Here is a 19,504-nt window from a genome sequence, read left to right on the forward strand (position 1 = left end):
GGGCCCGGCATACTGGGGAGATGGGCATCGACATCCGGCATGCGGACGACCGGGCCAGGACCCGGATCTCCTGGCTGGATTCCAGACACTCGTTTTCCTTCGGTGAGCACTACGATCCACACAACACCCACCATGGGCTGCTGTTGGTCAACAACGACGACATCGTGCTGCCGGGCGCGGGGTTCGAGACGCATCCCCATCGGGATATGGAGATCATCACCTGGGTGCTACACGGTTCGTTGGTGCACCAGGATTCCGAGGGGAATGCCGGTGTTATCTACCCCGGTCTGGCACAACGGATGTCAGCGGGCACCGGCATCCTGCACTCAGAAAAGAACGACTCGTGGCGGCTGTCCGGCGAGCGGCATACCGATCCGGTGCGCTTCATCCAGATGTGGGTGACCCCGGACGACTCCGGAATCGACCCCGGGTATCAACAACGGGAGATCGGCAATGAGCTGCTCAGCGGCGGGCTGGTGACCGTGGCCTCCGGTATGCCGCAGCATCGCGACCAGACGGCTATCACCATCGCCCAGAAGAACGCCGCGCTGCATGCGGCGCGCATCGCCGCCGGCGACAGCGTCGAGCTCCCCGCCGCGCAGTTCGTCCATCTCTTCGTCCCCCGCGGAGCGATCACGGTCGAAGCGGTCGGTGAGCTCACCGAGGGGGACGCCCTGCGACTCACCGATATTGGCGCGGTCCGCGTCACCGCGATACGCGATGCCGAGATCCTGGTGTGGGAGATGCATACCCGCCTGGGCGGTTAACGGGATTTGCCCGCGTTTCGCGATTTCGCCGATGTGCGATCGATCCACACTTGTTATCAAAGTTGACCAAGTTGCTGCTGTGATTGTCGTTAACTATTCAAGATCATCACAGGAGGGACCGCCGTGGGCATGTCACACTTTTCACGCCTACGCAGGACCGCAACGGGACCGCGACTCATCACCACGGCCCTCGGTCTGATGCTCGTGGCCGCGCTGCCCATTCCGGCCACCCACAACACCGCCCGCGCCGAGGCCGCCCATGACGCGGTCCTGGCGGCCATCGCCAACACCAAGGGCACCTTCCTGGTCTACAACTTCGGTGGCAGCAATCCTGCACCTTTCCGCAATGCCGCGGGCAACGAGTACACACTGGACAACGGCGGACACCTCATGGTGATCAAGAGCGCCTCATCTCGTCTGCGTGCGAACCTGTTGGTAGACACTCACTCCGGCTATCAATCGCGGTGCGAACGCGATCCGCGCGCACGTACCTCTGAGGGGCTGTGGCAGGCCTCCGAAACCTACAAACCCATGGCGGCGTGGGTGGCCATGGGCAAGCCCACCTTCATCATCAACGCCAATTTCTTCGATGTCCGCGGCCAGAAGGGCGGCACCTGGAAGAGCACCGGCTGCACTTCCCCCCTGGGCGCCTACGTCGACACCGCCAACGGCAGCGCGAACTACAACAAACAGGTAACCGGTACCCGTGTCTACGCCGGGAAGCAGGCGCTCTCCGGCGGCGACGAAGTCTGGACGGCCCTGGCCACCATGGTCTTTTCTCAGGGATCGGCGCCCGAGGTGATCGCCTCGGCCGGGCCCAAGGACTTCGGGTACGCCACCGCGCCGCTAGAGGGACTGATGGACAAGGGAGTTCAGTTCGTCGCGGTCAGTGGGTTGAAGCTGCTGCTGCCGGGATTCACCGAGCAGCTCAACGACCCCGGCCCCGCCGCCGCCCGCACCGCGCTCGGTTACAAGTCCGCCACGGACGAACTCATGGTCTTCCAGGGTGGCAGTTACACCCCGGACAACCTTCAAGACCTCTACCGCGGATTGGGCGTAGACAAGGCAATCGCGCTCGACGGTGGCAGCTCCTCGGCCATCGTGCTGAGGCGCGACGCCGGCGGCATGTGGGCCGGCTACGGCTCCCCCAAAGGTAATTGCGACACCACCTACACCCTCTGCGATGCCGCGGGAGGTGTCGGACGGGCACTGCCCAGCTGGCTGGGATTCAGCTGAGCGCCGCCTAGCGCGGCGGTTCGATGGGGAGCGTAGGCCCACCGTAGGGCGTGGGAATGGTGAAGCGTCCCTTCGGGGTTGGATCGGCCACTTTGCCCAGGTCCGCGCCGCTGGGCGGGCTCGCGGTGTCGTCATCGGCCGGGCGCGGCGCGTTCTTGGCGCCGCGCACCAGCACCGCAGGGTCATCATCTCGGCAGTAACCCGCGTACAGGAACGGCTCCGGATAGTCGGCCGCCGACACCGCGGTGCGCGGGTAGCCGTAGTCACAGGTGTAGCGCGGATAGATGTCGGCAATGGCCCACACGCCGTTGTCGTGGAAGGTGTTGGCGACCGCGTCGATCACCGATCCGCGATACGTCGGGAACAGGGCGTTGAGCGCCGGCACTCGGACGTAGGACAGCTGCGCCACCGTGGTGAGGTTCCCCAACAGCTGGGCCATGTTATCGGAGTTGTCGGCGATCACGGCATCGGTGGTGGCCAGCGGGCCGGGAACCCGGTCGATCAGCGTGCGGAAACCGTTGTCCATCCGTGCCACTCCGTTCAGAGAACGATTCAGGCCCTGTGTCGTGACGGCGAGCCCATTGTTCATCTCCGCAAACGAAGATAACGTCACACGGCTCTTCTTGAGGATGCTCACCGTCTCCGGAAGAACGGAATCCAAGGTCGACAGTAGGAACACACCGCCGTCGATGATGTCGGTCATCTTGCGCGGCGCATCACGCGAGAGGTGTAGCTCCTTTTTGATGATCTCCAGTTTCTTCGTATCTGCCTGGGCAAGCGCACCATCGGCATCGGCGAGCAATCTGGATAGCGATACCGGAACCGTCGCCTGGCCCCGGGTGATCACGCTGCCATTACTCAGATACGGCCCGGCGGTGGTGACCGGCGCGAAGTCGACGTACTGCTCACCGGCCGGTGAAAGCCCGGACACCCGCACCGGCGTTCCCACCGGAATCTTCACTCCGGATTCGATATGAATCCGGGCGATCGGCCCACGCGGTGACGGCGTCACCGAGTCCACCCGGCCAACCCGCATCCCCCGCAGCGCCACATCCTGTTCCGGAATCAACCCACCGGACTCGGGCAGTTCGATCGACACCTCATACGTCGACGCGAAGGCTCTCGCACGCAATGCGCCCACCATCAAGTAGGCACATGCCACCAGCAAGGTCGCCAGCAGCGCCATCCCGGACAACCAAAAGCGTTGGCGGTGACCCATCTTCACAGCGTCCACGATCGTGGTGGCGAGCGTATTGATCATCGCGGCGGCTCCTGCGGAACGGGCGCCGCACCCGGCACCGGCTCGATGACGCCCGGCTCCGTCGGGCTGGGACGCATCGGAATCGCCGGGGCGTCGGGCCCCTTGCCCACGACACGCTCCTGCAGGCGCCACAGGGTGTACTTGAACGAGCCGACGAGCTTGGCCCAGTCATAGCGTTTCGGGCCATGAAAACCCGGATCGCCCTGGTATCCGATATCGGGAATGGAACCGAGCGCGAGCTTGTCGATCGACACCCTGGCCGCGAATGCCGATCCGGCCATGATCTTGATGATCGGCGGCATCAGCCGGTTGAGCGCGGCAAGGCTGGTGTCGGGGCTGACGGTGATGTCGTTGAACGACGCGGACAACGTATTGAAATCAGCGATGACGCTGCGGCCGCTGGTATCCGTGCCCGCGATCGAAGGGAACTTGGAGAGTTGCTTGGTAACCAGGCCAACCTGGTCTGCCAAATCGGCTATGTGAGACGCGTTGGCGGCCAGCGTATCCGTCGCTGGCGCCGCCGCGACCAACAAATCCGAAAGTGTGTCGTGCCGGGTATTCATCTCGGCGGCGAGCTGAGCGGTGTCGCGCAGCGCCGAATCCAGTTGGCTGGAACGCGCATTGAGCGTGCTCAGCAGCCGGTTGGACTTGCCGATCAGATCACCGAATGCTTGCCCGTTGGTGCCCGTCGCGCGGCCAAGCCCGTTGACCGTGCCCGTGAGATTGCGTACCGCACCACCGTTGACGATGATCGCCGCCGAACTCAGGACCGCCTCCACAGTCGCGGCCGCGGTGGTCGCGTCCAGGCCGATGGTGTCCCCGTCGCGCAGCAGCGGCGCGTCGGGAACCGCTGGCCGCGGCGGCTTCAGTGCGACGAAAACGTCACCCAGCGGCGTCGCGGTGCGCAGCTCGACGGTGGTCCGCTTGGGAATCTCGACATCCGAGCGGATGCGCATCGTCACCACGGCCGTGTAATTGGCCGTGCTCATGGAGTCGACCTCCCCGATATCGGCGCCCCCGAGTTTCACCTTGGCTCGCGCGGGCAGGTTCAAGATGTTGGTGAACACTGCCGTCAGCCCATAGGATCCGCCCGTCATACCTGGCGCGGGAAGCGGAAGGCTCGCAAGGCCGTTGGTGCTGCATCCACTTGTCAACAGCACCGCCGCTACCACCGCGGGCCCCGCGAGTTTCTGCCATCGGTTCATTTCTGCCCCATCGCCGCGAGACCGTCGAGCACATAGGTCAATCCGAAATCGGGTCCGTAGTCTTGCAAGGTTCCTGTGCTGCAACCCAATTGGCGCAGACCCATCAGGTTGCAGATCTCCTTGGCGGCCTGGGTGTCGAACAACAGCCTGTCCGCCGGCACGTGGGCCCGCACCACATTGTTGACCGGGTCGATGATGTTGTAGACGTTGTCCGCCATCAATGGAAGCAGGTCGAACCCCTCCGAAAGCTCCCGCCGGTTGTCGTACACGGCCTGAGCGATTTGGCTGGAATTACCCACCGATTGCTTGATGGCATCGCGGTTCTGTTCGAGAAGTGAACCAGCCTGCAGCAGAATGTTGTTCAGTTGCTTGCCGGTGGTGCCGGAACCCAGCTGTTCCTGGTCGAGCACCTGGGATAACTGCCGCACCGTCGAGGAAAACTCACGGATGTTCTGGTCATTGCGTGCCGATGCTTCGAAAAGCGAGCTGAGACGGGTGACGATTTTAGTCAGCTGATCACGGGTCATCGCGCCGCCGTCCGCACTCAGCCGCAGCGCCTTGGACAACTCGTCAAGGGATGACGTCATCAACTCACCGTTGCCCGAGAGTGCGTTTGTGCTGTTGTTGATGAGGTCCGCCAGCGGTCCGGCGCCCTTGCCGTCGCCCTTCATGGCCTTTGACAGCCTGTCGATCATGGCCAGCACACGATCGAACTCGACGGGTGTCTTCGTGCGGTCCAGCCCAATGATGTCACCATTTTTGAGCGTGGGCCCGCCGCGATAGACGGGGGTGAGCTCGATGTGACGATCCGTCAGGATCGATGTGGACACCGTGACAGCCTTGGCGTCGGCGGGAACCTTGACCGTCGAATCAATCGTGAACTCCACCTCCATGTACGTCCCGCGCGAGGTGATCTTGGTGACCTTGCCGATCGGCATGCCCAATACCGAAACCTTGTTGTCCGGGTACAGGCCCGACACCGACTCGAACTGAGCCGTGATGGTGAGCCTGTGGCTCCTGTCACGCAGGTAGGTCCAACCGAAGGCTCCTGCCACCACCGCGATTACGATCGCCAGTGCTCCGGCGATCCACAGCGTGCGTCGTGTCCCAGTGCTCAGCGATGCGCTCATTGGCAGTCCTTGAAGTACGGAATCATATTGAACTGCTTGGCCCTTCCGCTGATCGCGCACATCCACGAGTCCACGGCCAGGCCACCCGGGGCGCTCAGCTCGAGGGCGTTGCCGTAGCCCGTGAGATTGGTGAAGTTACGTGCGGCGACCGCGGTCACCTGTAGCAGACTCCGGAACAAGTCGTCGTGGCCACCGATCAAATTGCTGAATGTCTTCACGTCGGCGATGAGCTTGTCGACAGCACCCCGATCCTTGACCACGATCTTGTTCAGCACATCCACCAGCTCGGTGACCGCGCGCATCATCGAGTGAAAACTTGCTTGCCGGGAAACGAATTCACCCAGCAGATCACGGCCCTGGACAATCAGCTTGCCTATGTCTCCCTGCTGCCGGTGCAGGGTGCCCGCCACCAGTTCCGTGCTGGACAACAATGTGCCGATCTGGTCGCGGCGATGCGATATCACCGAGGACAGCGTCTGGATGTTCTCCATGGCTTGTGGCAGTACCGCGGGCAGGCCCTCCAGTTGTTTGGCCAATATCGCTGTCGATTCCGCAATCTTGTCGGCGTCCACTTGCTCGAACGTCGACGTTGCGTCCTGCAGGGTCGCCTGCAGGTCATAGGGAACCTCGGTATGTGCCAGATCGATGCGGCGGTTGGGCAGGGTCCCGTCACCGCCGTTGCGCAGCTCCACATACTGATTGCCCAGGATCGTGGTGATCTTGATCGATGCCCTGGCATCCTTGCGCAACGTGATGTCATCGCGCACACGCATGCCGACCTCGATACGGTCGCCGGCCAGCTCGACGCTGGTGACGTTTCCGACCGGTACCCCCGCATAGGACACGTTGGCGCCCGGCTGCAGCGATGCTGCCTGTAAGAACTCCCCGGTGTAATGGCTGTATCCCAAGCCGATCGCCTTAACCAGCAACATCGCGCCCACCAGAGCACCGATGACGGCGAGCGCGATCGCGCCGAGCCATGCCTTGTTATAGGACTCGACGGGGCGCTGGGAGATACTCCGCCATAACGATTGCCACGCTGTGTTTTTAGCCATCAGCCAGGTTCCTGCATTTCGGGGTGTATTGAGCCTTGTTGCCGGGGGTCGCCGCATTCACAATGATCGGAACGACGTCGTTGAGTCCCGGGAAGAACCCGGTGATGTTCAGATCGCAGACATAGCCGTTGATAAAGGCGCCCTCCTGGGTGGTCCGCGCGACACCCTTGAGAAGCAACGGCAGATTGGCGCCCGCGAAGGCAAGCTGCGGTTCGACGGTGTTCAGATGACTGACAAACCCCGGTTCCCGGTGCAGGATCTCATTGAGCTGCGGGTACACCGTGTCGGAGATGTTCGACAGCCGCCGCACGGCGAAGGCGGTGGAGCCCACCGAATCCACCAGTGCCCCACGCCGATTGTCAAGAATCGCGACCATTTCACGTGTATGTGTCAACACGCTGTCCAAGTTCTTGTTCTGTCCGGCCAGCGTTTGCGTCAGCCCATTGAGATTGGTGATCACATCGTCGAGAACCTTGTCCCTGCCTGCGAAGGTCTCCGTGAGCTGCGAGGTCTGGTCCACCAACCCGACGATCGATCCGGTGTCCCCTTGCAGGGACTTGACCACACCGTCGGTCAGATTGTCGACCTGTGTGGGATCCAACACGCTGAACAGCGGCTCGAACCCATGTAGCAGCATGCCGATGTCGAACGACGGCTCCGTCTGTTCTAGGGGAATCACGCTTCCAGGCTTGAGGCGATCCGTGCTACCCGTCTTGCCCATGGACAGGCCGAGATAGCGCTGGCCAACGATGTTCTGGTAGGTGATTGTCGCAATCGTGTTGCCGTACAACGGTTGTTCGGTCTCCACCCGAAAGTCGACCCGGGCCAGGTCACCGTCGATCGCAACGGATTCCACACGGCCCACCCGCACACCGGCAATGCGCACATCGTCCCCGTCACGTAACCCGGTCGCATCGGTGAACATCGCGGAGTAGTCATTGGTCGATCCTGCGACCTCACGGCGCAGCGTCGCGTACACCAGCCACGTCATGGCCAGCGCGATCACCATGAACACAGACAACCCGATCAGCGGACCGCGAAACCTCATCGCCGACCTCCCGCCGAAGCCTGCTCGACGACAACAGGTTTGGTGCCTCTAGCGACCGGGCCCAACAGCAGCTGAGTGGACGAGCTGGCCTCACCACCGGTGATCAGGCCCAGCTGGTCCCGTTCGGTCTTACTTCCCACCGGGCCCACCGCGCCACCGAACGAGGCCGGCGCGGTGCTGGGAATCGGCATACCCGGACTTCCTGGTGGGGGCTCCAGGTCATCTGGATCTGCGCTACCGGGCACCCGCGGGGACGGATTCGGCTGCCACCACGGCAACGGCGGATTGGGGTCCTGCAGGTTCGGGTGCGGATTGAGCAACGGAGGCCCGGTGACGATCAGATTTCCGTCCGGACCTACCTCGGTACCCGGAGGAGGTGCCAGATCCGGCGGGGGCTTGAAGTTCTGCGGGAGCAACGTTTCCGGAAGATCGGGCCGGACGACGAGCTCGGGCGCGGTAAAGCAGCTCGGCCCCTTGAGTTCCCCGTAGCGGGGACAATCGGCACGGGTGTACATCGTCGACGGAGTGAACGACAGGATTCCGCGGATGTTGACGACATCCTTTTCCGGATCCCACACTTCACTGAAGAACTTGTCGGAGAAGACCTTCAGCCGCGTCGCCATCGGCAAGAAGTGCACCGAGTTCTTGGCGAGCACACCCACGACGGGCGTCAGCTTGGTCGTGATGTCGATCATCCGGTCGGTCTGGTTGTCCAATGACTGCCGCACCGTTCCCGTCGTATGCAGTCCGGCATTGAGCAGACTCTGCAATTGCTCACGTTTCTCGGCCAGGGTCTGCATGGGCTTGATGGCCTGATGCAGTGCATCGACGAGTTCCGGGGCTGTTGTCTGCAGTCCCTTGGTCGCATCAAGGAGCGCGGAAAGAGTCGACGGCCCCGTATCGGTGGCCACGATGTCGTTGAGCTGATCGATGATCCGGGTCAGCTGCCCGGCCGCGTTCAGAAGAGTCGCCCGGCGCCCCTCGGTGGCCGCAGCAATGACGGCGAAAATGCCCACCGAATCGTCGTCACGGCCGCGCCCGTTGGCCAGCAAGATGTCGCGCAGCTTGCTGATCGTCGTCTGAAACAAGACCGTGGGCAACTCGGTGTCCTCGGGAATCACCGCCCCGTCGGTGATCGCGGGGCCAGGCCCATGATCGACCAACTCCACCGAGGAGACCGCGAAAACGTTGCTGGGCACGACCCTGGCAGTGACTGAGCGCGGAACTGTATGTGCCAGAGCAGGTTTTAGATTGATGTGGACGACGTTGGGCCTGCCACGCTGCGAAGGGGTCAGGTCGTCCACCGCGCCCACGAGCACACCCTGGTACTTGACGTCGGACTTGGCGGGCAGACCGTCGCCGACGTTGGTCAGCTCGGCGACCACCCGGACGTAGTCGTTGAACCGTCCGGTCGATTTGATGACCAGGGCCGTGCCGACCAGTGCCGCGACCACGGCCATCACCAGGCCACACAGCAGCAGTTGCCGGTCCGACGGTCCCCGGCCATCAGTCTCAAAGGAATTGGCCATGCCGACCCGCCCTGACGTTCCCTACCCACGCGAAGGTGCGACGCCACAGCAAGGTCTGAAGCACCACACGATCCCTTTCGTCAGCAAACACAACCCGCCGGTCAGGCGGATTCGGTCACGCCCATCCCCCCGATGTGACGGCAATTACAGGAATGTACATGACTTCCAGTTCTGTGTTTAGCTCTTGGCTAAATTTTTCTGAATCCAGATTCATATTTGCTAGTCGGCTATGCCGAACCGCTGGCGCAGCTCAGTCTTGAGTACCTTGCCCGACGGATTGCGCGGCAGCGCATCCACGATCACAAGGTCCTTGGGGTGCTTGTAGCGAGCCAGGCGCGCGGTGAGGAAGCCATCGAGCTCAGCGAGTGTCAGCGCCGCTCCGTGGATGGCCGCGACCGCGACCGGGACCTCTCCCCACTTCTCGTGCGGCCTGCCGATCACCGCTACCTCGGCGATCTGTTCGTGCTCGGCGAGCGCATTCTCGACCTCCGCGCAGTAGATGTTCTCACCGCCGGAGATGATCATGTCCTTTTTGCGATCTACCACCCATACGAATCCGTCTTCGTCCTGTCGCACCAGGTCACCCGAGTGAAACCAACCGCCCGCGAAGGCATCGGCAGTAGCTTCCGGGTTGTTCCAGTAGCCCTGCATCAGGGTCGGCGCCCGGTAGACGATCTCGCCGACCTCACCGACAGGCACGTCGTTCATGTTGTCGTCGACCACACGCGCCGAGACAGTCGGAATCACCCGGCCCACCGATCCCATCTTCCGGATCGCGTCGTCTCCCATGAGCATGCAGGTGACCGGCGACATCTCGGTTTGCCCGAACGCGGCCAGAATCCTCGCGTCGGGAAATGTCTCGGACATCGTCCGCAGCAGGACGTCGGTGGCGGGCGCCGCGCCCCAGGACAGGGTCTTGAGTCTCACCTTGCGCGGGTTTGCTTGCTGCGCCGCGCAGACCGCCTGCCATTGCGCGGGCACCAAGAAGATTCCGGTGACGCCTTCGGACTCGAGGACATCCAGCAGCGCACCCGGATCGAATGCGCCGAGCGGATGAATGACCGTCGGAAGCCCCAGCAGCAACCCCGTGATCATGTTCCCAACACCGGCGATATGGAACATGGGAACACCGATGAATCCGACGTCCGAGTTCAAATCCACCGTGGTGCTCAGCAGATAGGTCATCGCCTGACCGGACAGATTGAGGTGTGTCAGCACTGCACCCTTGGGGCGCCCGGTGGTCCCGGAGGTGTACATGATCAGCGCGGGCGTATCCCCGGGCAGATCCACCTCGGCGTGTGGTTCGCCTGGCTCGGCGATGACCTCCTCATAGCCGAGGACACCATTCTCGGATGCCGAGCCGGCGACGATGACCGTTTCCAGCGCGGGTGCCTGTTGACGCACCGCGGCGGCTACCGGCGCCAAGACCGTCTCGGTAATGGCGACTTTGGCCCCGCTGTTCTCCACCAGGAACGCGACCTCGGGCGGTGTCATCCGGAAATTGACCGGGATCGCGATGGCCCCGAGTTCATTGATGGCAAGCCATGATTCGACGTATTCCGGTCGATTGAGCATGAGGATGAGAACGCGGTCTCCGAATCCGACACCGCGGCGGGACAACGCGTCGGCCAGGGCTTGCACCCGCTGGTGCAGCTCTGCCCAGGAGATGCTGTGCCCCAGGTAACGGATAGCGGTGGCATCGGGCTGCATGAGCGCATGCCGCGCCAGCTGATTACACCAGTTCTGCCGCCGCGCACGGTACGGCTGGGCGAGGCCGGCGGACTGGACGGTCGCGTCGATCGTGTCGGTCACAAAATTCTCCTACTAACTGAAGTTGGGGCGTCGGCCCTCAAGAAATGCGGCGAAACCCTCGTGGGCATCGGGTGAAATCAGCAGCTCGATCTGCCCGTCACGTTCACGGGCGATGGCCTCGTCGAACAGCTTGAGCGATACCGCGTTCATCGCCTCCTTGGTCAGCTGCATCGCGCGGCGGGAGCCGTGGGCCAAGCGGCGCGCCGTCTTGTCGACGCGCTCGCGCAGTTGGTCCCCGGGCAATGCCTCATTTACCAGGCCGGCCGCGAAAGCATCTGTGGCGCTGAGTGGTTGGGCCAGCAATGCCATCGCGTTGGCCTTCACCCGCCCGATGGAAGCGGACACCAACGCACTCGATCCGCCGTCGGGCATCAGCCCGATATTGGCGAAGGCCAAGAGAAAGAAGGCAGTATCGGCGGCGTAGATCAAATCGCATGCCAGGCCCACCGAAGCACCGATACCGGCTGCCACCCCGGTGACCTCTGCGATGGTGGGCACCGGGCAATTCAGCACCGCGCGCACCAAGCGCTCGGCGTTGTCCATGGTCAGCTCGGCTGCCTGCAGCGGCGTCAGATCCGCCGAACCGGCCGCCAATTCGGTGACGTCGGCGCCCGCCGAAAATGCGCTGCCCGGTGCGCCGCCACTGATGACGACGACACGTACGTCGTCTCGGCCGGGGATGGATTCCAAAGCCTCGATCAGGCCGGACGTGGCCGGTCCATTGAGCGCATTCATCCGGTCAGGCCGGGTGAACGTGACCCGCATGATGCCGCCGTCGACGGCGACATCGGGTGCGCCGACAGATTCATCGAGACTCACGTCACTGCCTCCTGGGGGGTCGCCTCGTCGCGCCTGCTCAAATATATTTGATATGACTTTAGATGCAAGAGCGTCACCACACAGGGAAATGGCAGGCAGATCGGATGAATGCGCCCCGGGCACGGACCCGCGAAATCCGTAGGCCGCAGCTGTCCGAAGAGGTTGCCGGCCGACTCCGCGCGGCAATCATGACGGGCGACTTACGCCCGGGCGAGTACATCAGGATGGATGAGACGGCCGCTCAGCTCGGGGTCAGCGTCACGCCGGTGCGCGAGGCACTGCTGACGCTGCGGGGCGAGGGCATGGTGGACGCGGTCCCGCATCGCGGCTACGCGGTAGCGGCACTCAGTCGCAAAGACGTCGAGGACATCTTTGCCTTGCAGTCCCATCTGGCCGTCGAGCTGGCCAAGGCGGCCGCGGCGCGCATCACCCCTGAGCAAGCCGACGCACTGGCCGAGCTCAACGACGCACTGCGGAATGCCACCTCCCCCGATCAGGTCATCTGGGCCGAGTTCGAATTCCACCGTCTTCTCAACCATGTGGCCGACCGCCCGAAGCTGGCCTGGTTCCTCCTACAGGCCGTGCGGTATACACCGCATCAACTGTTCGCCGAAGACGCTTCCTGGATCGTGCCGACGACGGAGACACACGACAAGCTGATCGCCGCACTACGAGCAGGAGATATCGCTGAGGTGATCGCTCAGACCGAGGTCCAATTCATCGACGGCGCGCGCCGACTGATCGAGTACCTGGACCGCACCGGGATGTGGTCGCAGGACTAGGGCGCGATCCGCTAAGCCTGCGTGGGGGGTTGCTGCACCGGAGCGGGCTGAAGCTGACCGGAAGCGATCGCCTCGGCGCGGCCCTTAAGTCCCTCGGCCAGATGTTCGAGCACCTGATTGGCGAGCTTCTTCACCATCGGCTTGGGGATCGGAAGCTTGGTTTCCACATCCATGTCGACCGTGAGTAGGCAGGTCTGCCCCATCGGCACGATCGAGAATGTCTGTTCCTGCTTCTCGAAGATGTCGCTCTCCAGCAGACGCGTCGCCACCTGGGCGGCGTTGAGGTAGGCGATCTCGGCGACATTCGTCGAGGACATGCCCGAGGTCTCCACCTTGAGCCGCACAATGTGTGGGCGACCGTCCGGGAGGCGCTGCAGAATGTCGACGCTGGCGATCTCTTTGTTCCACTCGGGGTACGCCTCGTAGTTGGTGACGATGGAGACGATCACCTGCGGCGGCGCGGCCACCTCGACGGTCTGACTGACGACTGGCATTGGTTCACTCTACCTTTGAAGTTGGCGGGCCCAGGAACTCACGTACGAGCTCGTAGACCACATCCGGGCATTCCAGATGCACGAAATGCCCACCGCCATTGATGATTTCGACGCTGCGATCGGGCAGATCCGGACGCGCAGAATCTATCAGCCGATACGTCATGCACCCATCGTTGCGGCCATGCAGGTACAGCATCGGCGTGCGCGCCCCATCCAGCAGCGAACGCTGCGTCGGCCAGTACTTCCGCGCCGGAAACAGCGCCCCGCGAATGTTCGCCCGGTAATAGCCGATGACGGCCCGGCGGTTCCCTTTCTGCAACATCGCTTCACCGGTGTACAGCAGATCGGCACGCGCGTCGTATCCCGGCGACCACCGCCGCCAGTACAACCGCAGCAGCCAGGGCAATAACCACTCCGGCAGCAACGGAAGCTGGTGAAATAGCGTGTACCAGCTCATGAACAACTGTCGTGCGAGCACGGCGGGCCAACCGCCCGGTCCGATCGATGCCATATTCGATCCCAGAACCTCGAACGGCGGGACCGCCATCGTAACGATGCGAGCGAACGGCGACCGACCGCTGCGGGCCAGGGCATTGCCCACCAGTGCGCCCCAATCGTGGCCGATGTATATCGCGCGCTCGTCGCCGCCCAGGACTGTGTGAATGTCCAAGACGTCCTGCATCAGGGCACCCAGGCCGTATTCGGCGTCGGCCGGTATTTCACTGGGCGCGTAGCCGCGGGTGAAAGGAGCCACCACACGCCACCCTTCGGCCCCCAGCCGCGGCCCCAGCAGACGCCAGGTGTGCGCCGAGTCCGGGAAACCGTGTCCGCATATGACCAGCGGACCGTCCTGCGGCCCCCAGGCCAGCGCGCGCAATCTGACGTTGGGCAAGTCCAAGGTCAGATAGCAGTCAGCAGCCACTACCGGTCCGTCACTTAGCGCGCACCGTCAAGAGACGTCGCCGACGCGACACCCAGCGGATCATTGATCCGGGTTGCCTCGTCCCTGATCAGTCCACGCAGCAACGTGGTGCTGAATTCCACGGCGATCTCTTGGGCACTGCGGCGGCCGCTCGGATTGAGCCACCGGTACGAGCCCAGCACCATGCCGATATAGCCAAGTGCCATCACATGCGAATCGCACTCGACGAACTCTCCGCTGGCAATGCCCCGCTCGATGATGTTCTGAACCCGCTCCTGCACCATGTCTTCGCGCGTGCGTATCTCGGCGACCTGTTCAGGCGAGAGCCACTCCGACAGGAACGGGTTCTCCTGGAAGTAGACGGCTCCCTGCTCGCGATTCGAAAAGATGAGCGCGAGCATCCGGCTCGTGCATTGGTACAGCGACTCTCGCGCCGACCATCTTGGATCGTCCTGCAGGCAGGCCAGCGTTTCCTCGGCCGCCTTGAAATAGATTTCGTACAGGATGAGCGCCTTAGAGGCGAAGTAGTGGTACACGGTCGCTTTGTTCAGGCCGGCGACATCAGCGATATCGTCCATTCTGGTGCCGTGATAGCCACGCGCGGCGAACAGCTTGGATGCCACTGCCACCAACTCCTCGCGGCGGCCGGCACGGCGCTGCGACGAGCTGCCTGCTTTTGAAGCCTCGGGGACCGGTTGCATGGTGCCTCACTATATGCGCAGGCCCTCCACCTGCGGACGCAATCCCGATCAACTGGTTGGATTACTGCGTCACCATGTTCGCCGGCTCGGCGCCGTTTCACACGTTAAGCTGCCGACGTCCACCGCCGTCTCCAGACCAGAAGGTAACCACATGATCGGGGGCCTGCGGGCCATGGTGTCCCGCGATCCGGCAGAGCCGCACCGCGCGTCCACCCCGCTAGAACTGCTATTCGACCTCGTCTTCGTGGTCGCGGTATCCCGCGCGTCAGGGAGCCTGCACCATTTCTGGGCCGAGGGCCATTTCACCCAGGGGCTCATCGGGTACGCGATGGGGTTCTTCGCCATCTGGTGGGCCTGGATGAACTTCACCTGGTTCGCCAGCGCCTTCGACACCGATGACTGGCTGTATCGATTGACGACCTTGGTGCAGATGGCCGGGGCACTGACCATCGCCGCCGGTGTCGAGCGGGCGATGACACAGGCCGACTTCGGGATCGTCATCGGCGGCTACGTGTTGATGCGCGTCGCGGCGGGCAGTCAATGGCTACGAGCAGCCGTCAGCGACCCCGCCATGCGCGCCACCTGCCTGCGGTACGCGGCGGGTATCGCCGCCGTGCAGGCCGCCTGGGTGTGGTGGGGCGTGTGCGCACCCGAGCATGTGCGCTTCGGTTTGTTCATCGCGATCGCGCTTGCCGACATGTCGGTCCCGTTGTTCGCCGAGCGGGTGGCGCCGACTACCTGGCATCCCGTGCACATCGCCGAGCGCTATGGGCTGTTCACTCTGATCGTGCTGGGTGAATCCATTCTGGCGTCGGCGAATTCGATCATCGGCGGCGCCGAGGAGGCAGAGCACTCCGGCACCATGATCAGCATCGCGGTGTCCGCCCTGACCATCGTGGCCGCGGTGTGGTGGATCTACTTCGACGAGGAGCAGGAGTGCGAGGATGCCTCGCTCCGCGCGAGCCTGCTGTGGGGATACAGCCACTACTTCATCTTCGCCTCCGTGGCCGCGATCTCAGCCGGCTTCGAAGTCGCGGTCGACCAGGGCCTGGGCAAGAGCCACCTCAGTGCCACCACCGCGGCGCTCACCATCACCGTCCCATTCGCCATCTATCTGGTACTGGCATGGCTGATCCTGCTTCTGCGCCGCCGCGATGCGGTGCTGAACATCGGGCTACCCGCGATCGCCCTTGCCGCCGTCGCGATTTCATCGATGCCCCACGCCCTGTATTGGCTTGCGGGATTGGCCGCGGTGGCGGCCGCACTGGTGACGTGGCGGCGTGTCGAGGACACCGAATCGGCCTCCGCCGGGAGCTTGGCGCACTCCGAAGAGTCCTAGCCCCCGGGGGCCGGGCACACCCGTTCCAGCGCGGCCATGGTGTTGACGGCCCGGGACATCTCCTCGCCTGGCGGCTCCAGCACACCGTCGACGGAGGTCGCGGCGGCCAACACATTGGCGTATCGCTCCGCGGCAGCCGCAGCCTCCAGGGCACGGTCACGCACGGCCGGATCCGAGGTATCGACCGCGGCTGTCCGCAGCAGCGCGGCTGTCGCCCGATTCCGCGTGACCGCGGTCTGCCGAACGGCTACTCCGTTCTCTTGTGATAACTGCCTGATCTGAACGCGCGCCCGATCCACCGAGGCACAGTCATGCGGCTCGGCGGTGGCCACCGGGGTCAACAACGCCGCCCCGGCGACAAAAGCGCCCAGTAGCCCACGCATAACCCCTTCATACGCCGAGTGGGAACCTCACGCGGATTTCCGGCCGGATTTCCGCGTGAGATTCCCACTCGATGGCAAAGGGGTTGGGCTACAGCGCCTTCAGTTCTTCGATGACCGCAGACACCGACTTCTTGGCGTCCCCGAAGAGCATCGAGGTCTGTGGCTGGAAGAACAACGGGTTCTCGATGCCTGCGTAGCCCGAGCTCATCGAACGTTTCAGCACGATCACCGACCGCGACTCGTCCACGTTCAGGATCGGCATGCCGTGGATCGGGCTGGACGGGTCGTTGCGTGCCGCCGGGTTGGTGACGTCATTGGCGCCGATCACGATGGTGACATCGGTGCGGTTGAACTCGCCGTTGATGTCGTCCATTTCCTTCATCGCGTCGTACTCGACATCGGCCTCGGCCAGCAGCACGTTCATGTGTCCAGGCATGCGTCCGGCGACCGGGTGAATGGCGTACTTGACCTCGACACCCTTGCTCTCCAGCAGATCCGCCATCTCCTTGACGGTGTGCTGGGCCTGTGCGACGGCCAGGCCGTACCCGGGCACCACGATCACCTGGTTGGCGTAAGCCATCTGGATGGCGGCGTCGGAAGCCGACGTCGCCTTGACGGTGCCCTGCTCGGCCGCACCACCTGCGGCGCCCGCGTCACTGCCGCCGAACGAACCGAACACGATAGCCGGAATCGAACGGTTCATCGCGACGGCCATCAGGTTGGTCAGGATCGAACCCGACGCGCCGACGATCATGCCGGCCACGATCATGGCGGTGTTGTTCAGCGCCAAACCTGCTGCGGCAGCTGACAAACCGGTCATGGCGTTGAGCAGTGAGATGACCACCGGCATATCGGCACCGCCGATCGGGAACACCACGAACAGACCCATCACACCGGCGAACACCAGCACCGCGACGATCCACCACACCGGCAGACCCGGGTGCAGTCCGATGTAGACCGCGGTACCGACGGCGGCCAGCAGCAGCACAATGTTGGAGGCCTGGAAAAGCTTGGCCGAAGCGACAAGCCGCTTCTCCACATTCTTCGGGATGGACTCCTGCAGTTTGGCGAAGGCCACCAGCGAGCCCCAGAACGACACCGAGCCGATGATCGCGGCGAACAGCGATCCGACCACCAGCGCCACAGTCGGCGACTGGTCCGGCTTGAACTCCGAAAAGCCCTTGGTCTCAATGAATTCCGACCAGGCGATAAGTGCCACGGTGCCGCCACCGACGCCGTTGAACAACGCCACCAGCTGCGGCATGGCGGTCATCTTGGTCTTCAGCGCGGGCGGGATACCCAACACAACGCCAATTCCCAGTCCGGCACCGATCAGAATCCAGTCGAGCGTGGTCGCGCTCTCGCTGACCTTGATCAGCGTGGCGAGCACCGCGATGCCCATACCGACGGCGGCGATCCAGTTACCGCGAACTGCGGTCTTAGGCCCGGTCAGCCCGGACAGACCGTAGATGAAGAGGGCGAACGCGGCGATGTAGAGAACATCGACGATGTAGTTGAGGCTTTCGCTGCTCACTTGGCCGCCTCCTTCTGCTGTTCAGACTGTGCTGGCTTCTTGGACTTGAACATGCCCAGCATGCGGTCGGTCACCAGGAAGCCACCGATCACGTTCAGGGTTCCGAAGATCAGCGCGACAAACGCGATGACGCGGGTGCCCCAGCTGGCATCGGCAGGCAGGTTGCCCAGCACGATCAGCGCACCCAGCACCACGATGCCGTGAATGGCGTTGGTGCCAGACATCAGCGGTGTGTGCAAGGTGTTGGGCACCTTGGAGATAACGGCAAATCCGACGAACCCGGCAAGCACCAGGATCGCGATGTTGGCCAACAGCTGTCCGTACATGTCTAGGAGACCTCCCGGGTGACGCAGGAGCCCGCGACGATCTCGTCATCGAAGTCGGGCGCCAGGGCGCCGTCCTTGATGAGGAGCTCGAGAACGGACGTGATGTTCTTGGCATACAGCTCGCTGGCGTGCTCGGGCATGGTGGCCGGCAGGTTCAGGGGCGAGGCGATGGTGACGCCGTGCTTGACGACGGTCTGCCCCGGCTCGGTGAGCTCACAGTTGCCGCCGGTCTCACCGGCGAGATCGACGACCACCGATCCCGGCTTCATGCCTTGCACGGCCGCGGCGGTCACCAGACGCGGCGCCGGGCGTCCCGGCACCAGTGCGGTGGTGATGACGACATCGAATCCCTTGATGGCGTCTTCGAGCGCCTGCTGCTGCTTTTGGCGCTCTTCATCGGTCAGCTCGCGGGCGTACCCGCCCTCCCCGGCCGCGTCGATGCCCAGATCGAGCCACTGGGCACCCACCGACCGGACCTGGTCGGCCACCTCGGGCCGCACGTCGTAGCCGGTGGTGCGCGCACCGAGCCGCTTGGCGGTGGCCAGGGCCTGCAGGCCCGCGACGCCGACGCCGAGAACCAGCACCAGTGCCGGCTTCACGGTCCCGGCAGCGGTGGTCAGCATCGGGAAGAAACGGGTCGACTCCGAAGCCGCCACGAGCACCGACTTGTAGCCGGCAACATTGGCCTGCGATGACAACGCGTCCATCACCTGGGCCCGCGAGATACGCGGAATGGCTTCCACCGCAAAGGCTTGCACGCCCGCGCTCCTGAGCGCACCGATGCTGTTCTCGGCATTGCGCGGCGCCAGGAAGCCGATCAGGGTCTGTCCCTGCCGCAGGCGAGCGACCTCGGCGGCGGTGGGCGGCGCCACCTTCACCACGACATCCGCGGACCACGCATCGCCCACGGTCGCCCCCGCTTCGGTGTACAGCTCGTCCGGCAGCAGGGCGCGCTCTCCTGCACCACTTTCTATGACGATGTTCACACCCTTGCCAATCAGGCCGGCGATCGCCTTCGGTACCAGCGCGACCCGGCGCTCGTCCTCACCTGACTCTCGGACAACTCCGATAGTGACTGGTTGATCGGTCATCTACTCGCCCTTCACCCTGTTCAATGCTCTTCGCGCAAGCGCTCATCGCCGTGGTGCAGCATGCCGACGG

19 protein-coding genes are annotated in these 19,504 nt (G+C 63.6%); 4 read left to right on the forward strand and 15 right to left on the reverse strand.

The features are described from left to right. The first annotated feature begins 20 nt into the window (after positions 1-20). A complete protein-coding gene (locus MAB_RS23090) occupies positions 21-767 on the forward strand; it encodes a pirin family protein (protein ID WP_005089568.1) in 747 nt (248 codons plus the stop codon). Between the two features lie 123 nt (positions 768-890). After that, the gene (locus tag MAB_RS23095) at positions 891-2,003 is read left to right on the forward strand and encodes a phosphodiester glycosidase family protein (RefSeq protein ID WP_005112491.1); all 1,113 of its coding nucleotides are present in this window, start codon (positions 891-893) and stop codon (positions 2,001-2,003) included. Positions 2,004-2,010: 7 nt separating this feature from the next. Here MAB_RS23095 and MAB_RS23100 read toward each other — a convergent pair whose 3' ends face one another. The 8 genes from MAB_RS23100 to MAB_RS23135 all read right to left on the reverse strand — a co-directional run bounded on the left by MAB_RS23100 (position 2,011) and on the right by MAB_RS23135 (position 11,862). Further along, a complete protein-coding gene (locus MAB_RS23100; RefSeq protein ID WP_005112492.1) occupies positions 2,011-3,264 on the reverse strand; it encodes an MlaD family protein in 1,254 nt (417 codons plus the stop codon). Next, on the reverse strand, positions 3,261-4,469 hold the full coding sequence (locus MAB_RS23105) for an MlaD family protein (protein WP_005112497.1): 1,209 nt from the start codon (positions 4,467-4,469) through the stop codon (positions 3,261-3,263). The genes MAB_RS23100 and MAB_RS23105 overlap by 4 nt, the downstream gene beginning before the upstream one ends. Beyond that, complete coding sequence (locus tag MAB_RS23110; RefSeq protein WP_005112501.1) at positions 4,466-5,599, reverse strand: MCE family protein; 1,134 nt, start codon at positions 5,597-5,599, stop codon at positions 4,466-4,468. The genes MAB_RS23105 and MAB_RS23110 overlap by 4 nt, the downstream gene beginning before the upstream one ends. Further along, the gene (locus tag MAB_RS23115) at positions 5,596-6,654 is read right to left on the reverse strand and encodes an MlaD family protein (protein ID WP_005089580.1); all 1,059 of its coding nucleotides are present in this window, start codon (positions 6,652-6,654) and stop codon (positions 5,596-5,598) included. Before MAB_RS23115 ends, MAB_RS23110 begins: the two co-directional genes overlap by 4 nt. Continuing rightward, entirely contained in the window at positions 6,647-7,702 is a 1,056-nt protein-coding gene (locus MAB_RS23120) for an MCE family protein (RefSeq protein WP_005079780.1), read from the reverse strand. Before MAB_RS23120 ends, MAB_RS23115 begins: the two co-directional genes overlap by 8 nt. Continuing rightward, positions 7,699-9,231 (reverse strand): MlaD family protein, encoded by a 1,533-nt coding sequence (locus tag MAB_RS23125; protein WP_005079778.1) that lies wholly within the window; start codon positions 9,229-9,231, stop codon positions 7,699-7,701. The genes MAB_RS23120 and MAB_RS23125 overlap by 4 nt, the downstream gene beginning before the upstream one ends. A gap of 219 nt (positions 9,232-9,450) precedes the next feature. Beyond that, the gene (fadD5, locus tag MAB_RS23130; protein WP_005079776.1) at positions 9,451-11,043 is read right to left on the reverse strand and encodes a fatty-acid--CoA ligase FadD5; all 1,593 of its coding nucleotides are present in this window, start codon (positions 11,041-11,043) and stop codon (positions 9,451-9,453) included. 12 nt (positions 11,044-11,055) lie between these two features. Then, positions 11,056-11,862, reverse strand: a complete 807-nt coding sequence (locus MAB_RS23135) for an enoyl-CoA hydratase-related protein (protein ID WP_005079775.1) — start codon at positions 11,860-11,862, stop codon at positions 11,056-11,058. Between the two features lie 104 nt (positions 11,863-11,966). Between MAB_RS23135 and MAB_RS23140 the strand changes: the two genes are divergently transcribed. Further along, positions 11,967-12,644 (forward strand): GntR family transcriptional regulator, encoded by a 678-nt coding sequence (locus MAB_RS23140; protein ID WP_005063765.1) that lies wholly within the window; start codon positions 11,967-11,969, stop codon positions 12,642-12,644. Between the two features lie 11 nt (positions 12,645-12,655). Here the strand turns inward: MAB_RS23140 and MAB_RS23145 are convergent, their stop codons facing one another. Genes MAB_RS23145 through MAB_RS23155 form a run of 3 tightly spaced genes read right to left on the reverse strand, consistent with a single transcriptional unit; the run spans position 12,656 to position 14,761 of the window. Beyond that, on the reverse strand, positions 12,656-13,138 hold the full coding sequence (locus MAB_RS23145; protein WP_005079774.1) for an SRPBCC family protein: 483 nt from the start codon (positions 13,136-13,138) through the stop codon (positions 12,656-12,658). Positions 13,139-13,142: 4 nt separating this feature from the next. Continuing rightward, positions 13,143-14,060 carry an alpha/beta fold hydrolase gene (locus MAB_RS23150; protein WP_005089584.1) on the reverse strand — a complete coding sequence of 306 codons (918 nt, stop codon included), beginning with the start codon at positions 14,058-14,060 and terminating at the stop codon, positions 13,143-13,145. 14 nt (positions 14,061-14,074) lie between these two features. Next, positions 14,075-14,761 carry a TetR/AcrR family transcriptional regulator gene (locus MAB_RS23155; protein WP_005089586.1) on the reverse strand — a complete coding sequence of 229 codons (687 nt, stop codon included), beginning with the start codon at positions 14,759-14,761 and terminating at the stop codon, positions 14,075-14,077. A 151-nt stretch (positions 14,762-14,912) separates the two neighbouring features. Between MAB_RS23155 and MAB_RS23160 the strand changes: the two genes are divergently transcribed. Next, entirely contained in the window at positions 14,913-16,100 is a 1,188-nt protein-coding gene (locus tag MAB_RS23160; RefSeq protein ID WP_005079771.1) for a low temperature requirement protein A, read from the forward strand. Here MAB_RS23160 and MAB_RS23165 read toward each other — a convergent pair. The 4 genes from MAB_RS23165 to MAB_RS23180 form a co-directional block, all read right to left on the reverse strand. Beyond that, positions 16,097-16,483, reverse strand: a complete 387-nt coding sequence (locus tag MAB_RS23165; protein ID WP_005095520.1) for a hypothetical protein — start codon at positions 16,481-16,483, stop codon at positions 16,097-16,099. The two genes, MAB_RS23160 and MAB_RS23165, sit on opposite strands and share 4 nt — an antisense overlap. Before the next feature lie 88 nt (positions 16,484-16,571). Continuing rightward, on the reverse strand, positions 16,572-18,017 hold the full coding sequence (locus MAB_RS23170) for an NAD(P)(+) transhydrogenase (Re/Si-specific) subunit beta (RefSeq protein WP_005071687.1): 1,446 nt from the start codon (positions 18,015-18,017) through the stop codon (positions 16,572-16,574). Continuing rightward, the gene (locus MAB_RS23175; protein ID WP_005063774.1) at positions 18,014-18,343 is read right to left on the reverse strand and encodes an NAD(P) transhydrogenase subunit alpha part 2; all 330 of its coding nucleotides are present in this window, start codon (positions 18,341-18,343) and stop codon (positions 18,014-18,016) included. Before MAB_RS23175 ends, MAB_RS23170 begins: the two co-directional genes overlap by 4 nt. A 2-nt stretch (positions 18,344-18,345) precedes the next feature. Further along, complete coding sequence (locus tag MAB_RS23180) at positions 18,346-19,434, reverse strand: Re/Si-specific NAD(P)(+) transhydrogenase subunit alpha (RefSeq protein WP_005063775.1); 1,089 nt, start codon at positions 19,432-19,434, stop codon at positions 18,346-18,348. Positions 19,435-19,504: the final 70 nt, after the last annotated feature.

This window comes from Mycobacteroides abscessus ATCC 19977 (assembly GCF_000069185.1).
GTDB lineage: Bacteria > Actinomycetota > Actinomycetes > Mycobacteriales > Mycobacteriaceae > Mycobacterium > Mycobacterium abscessus.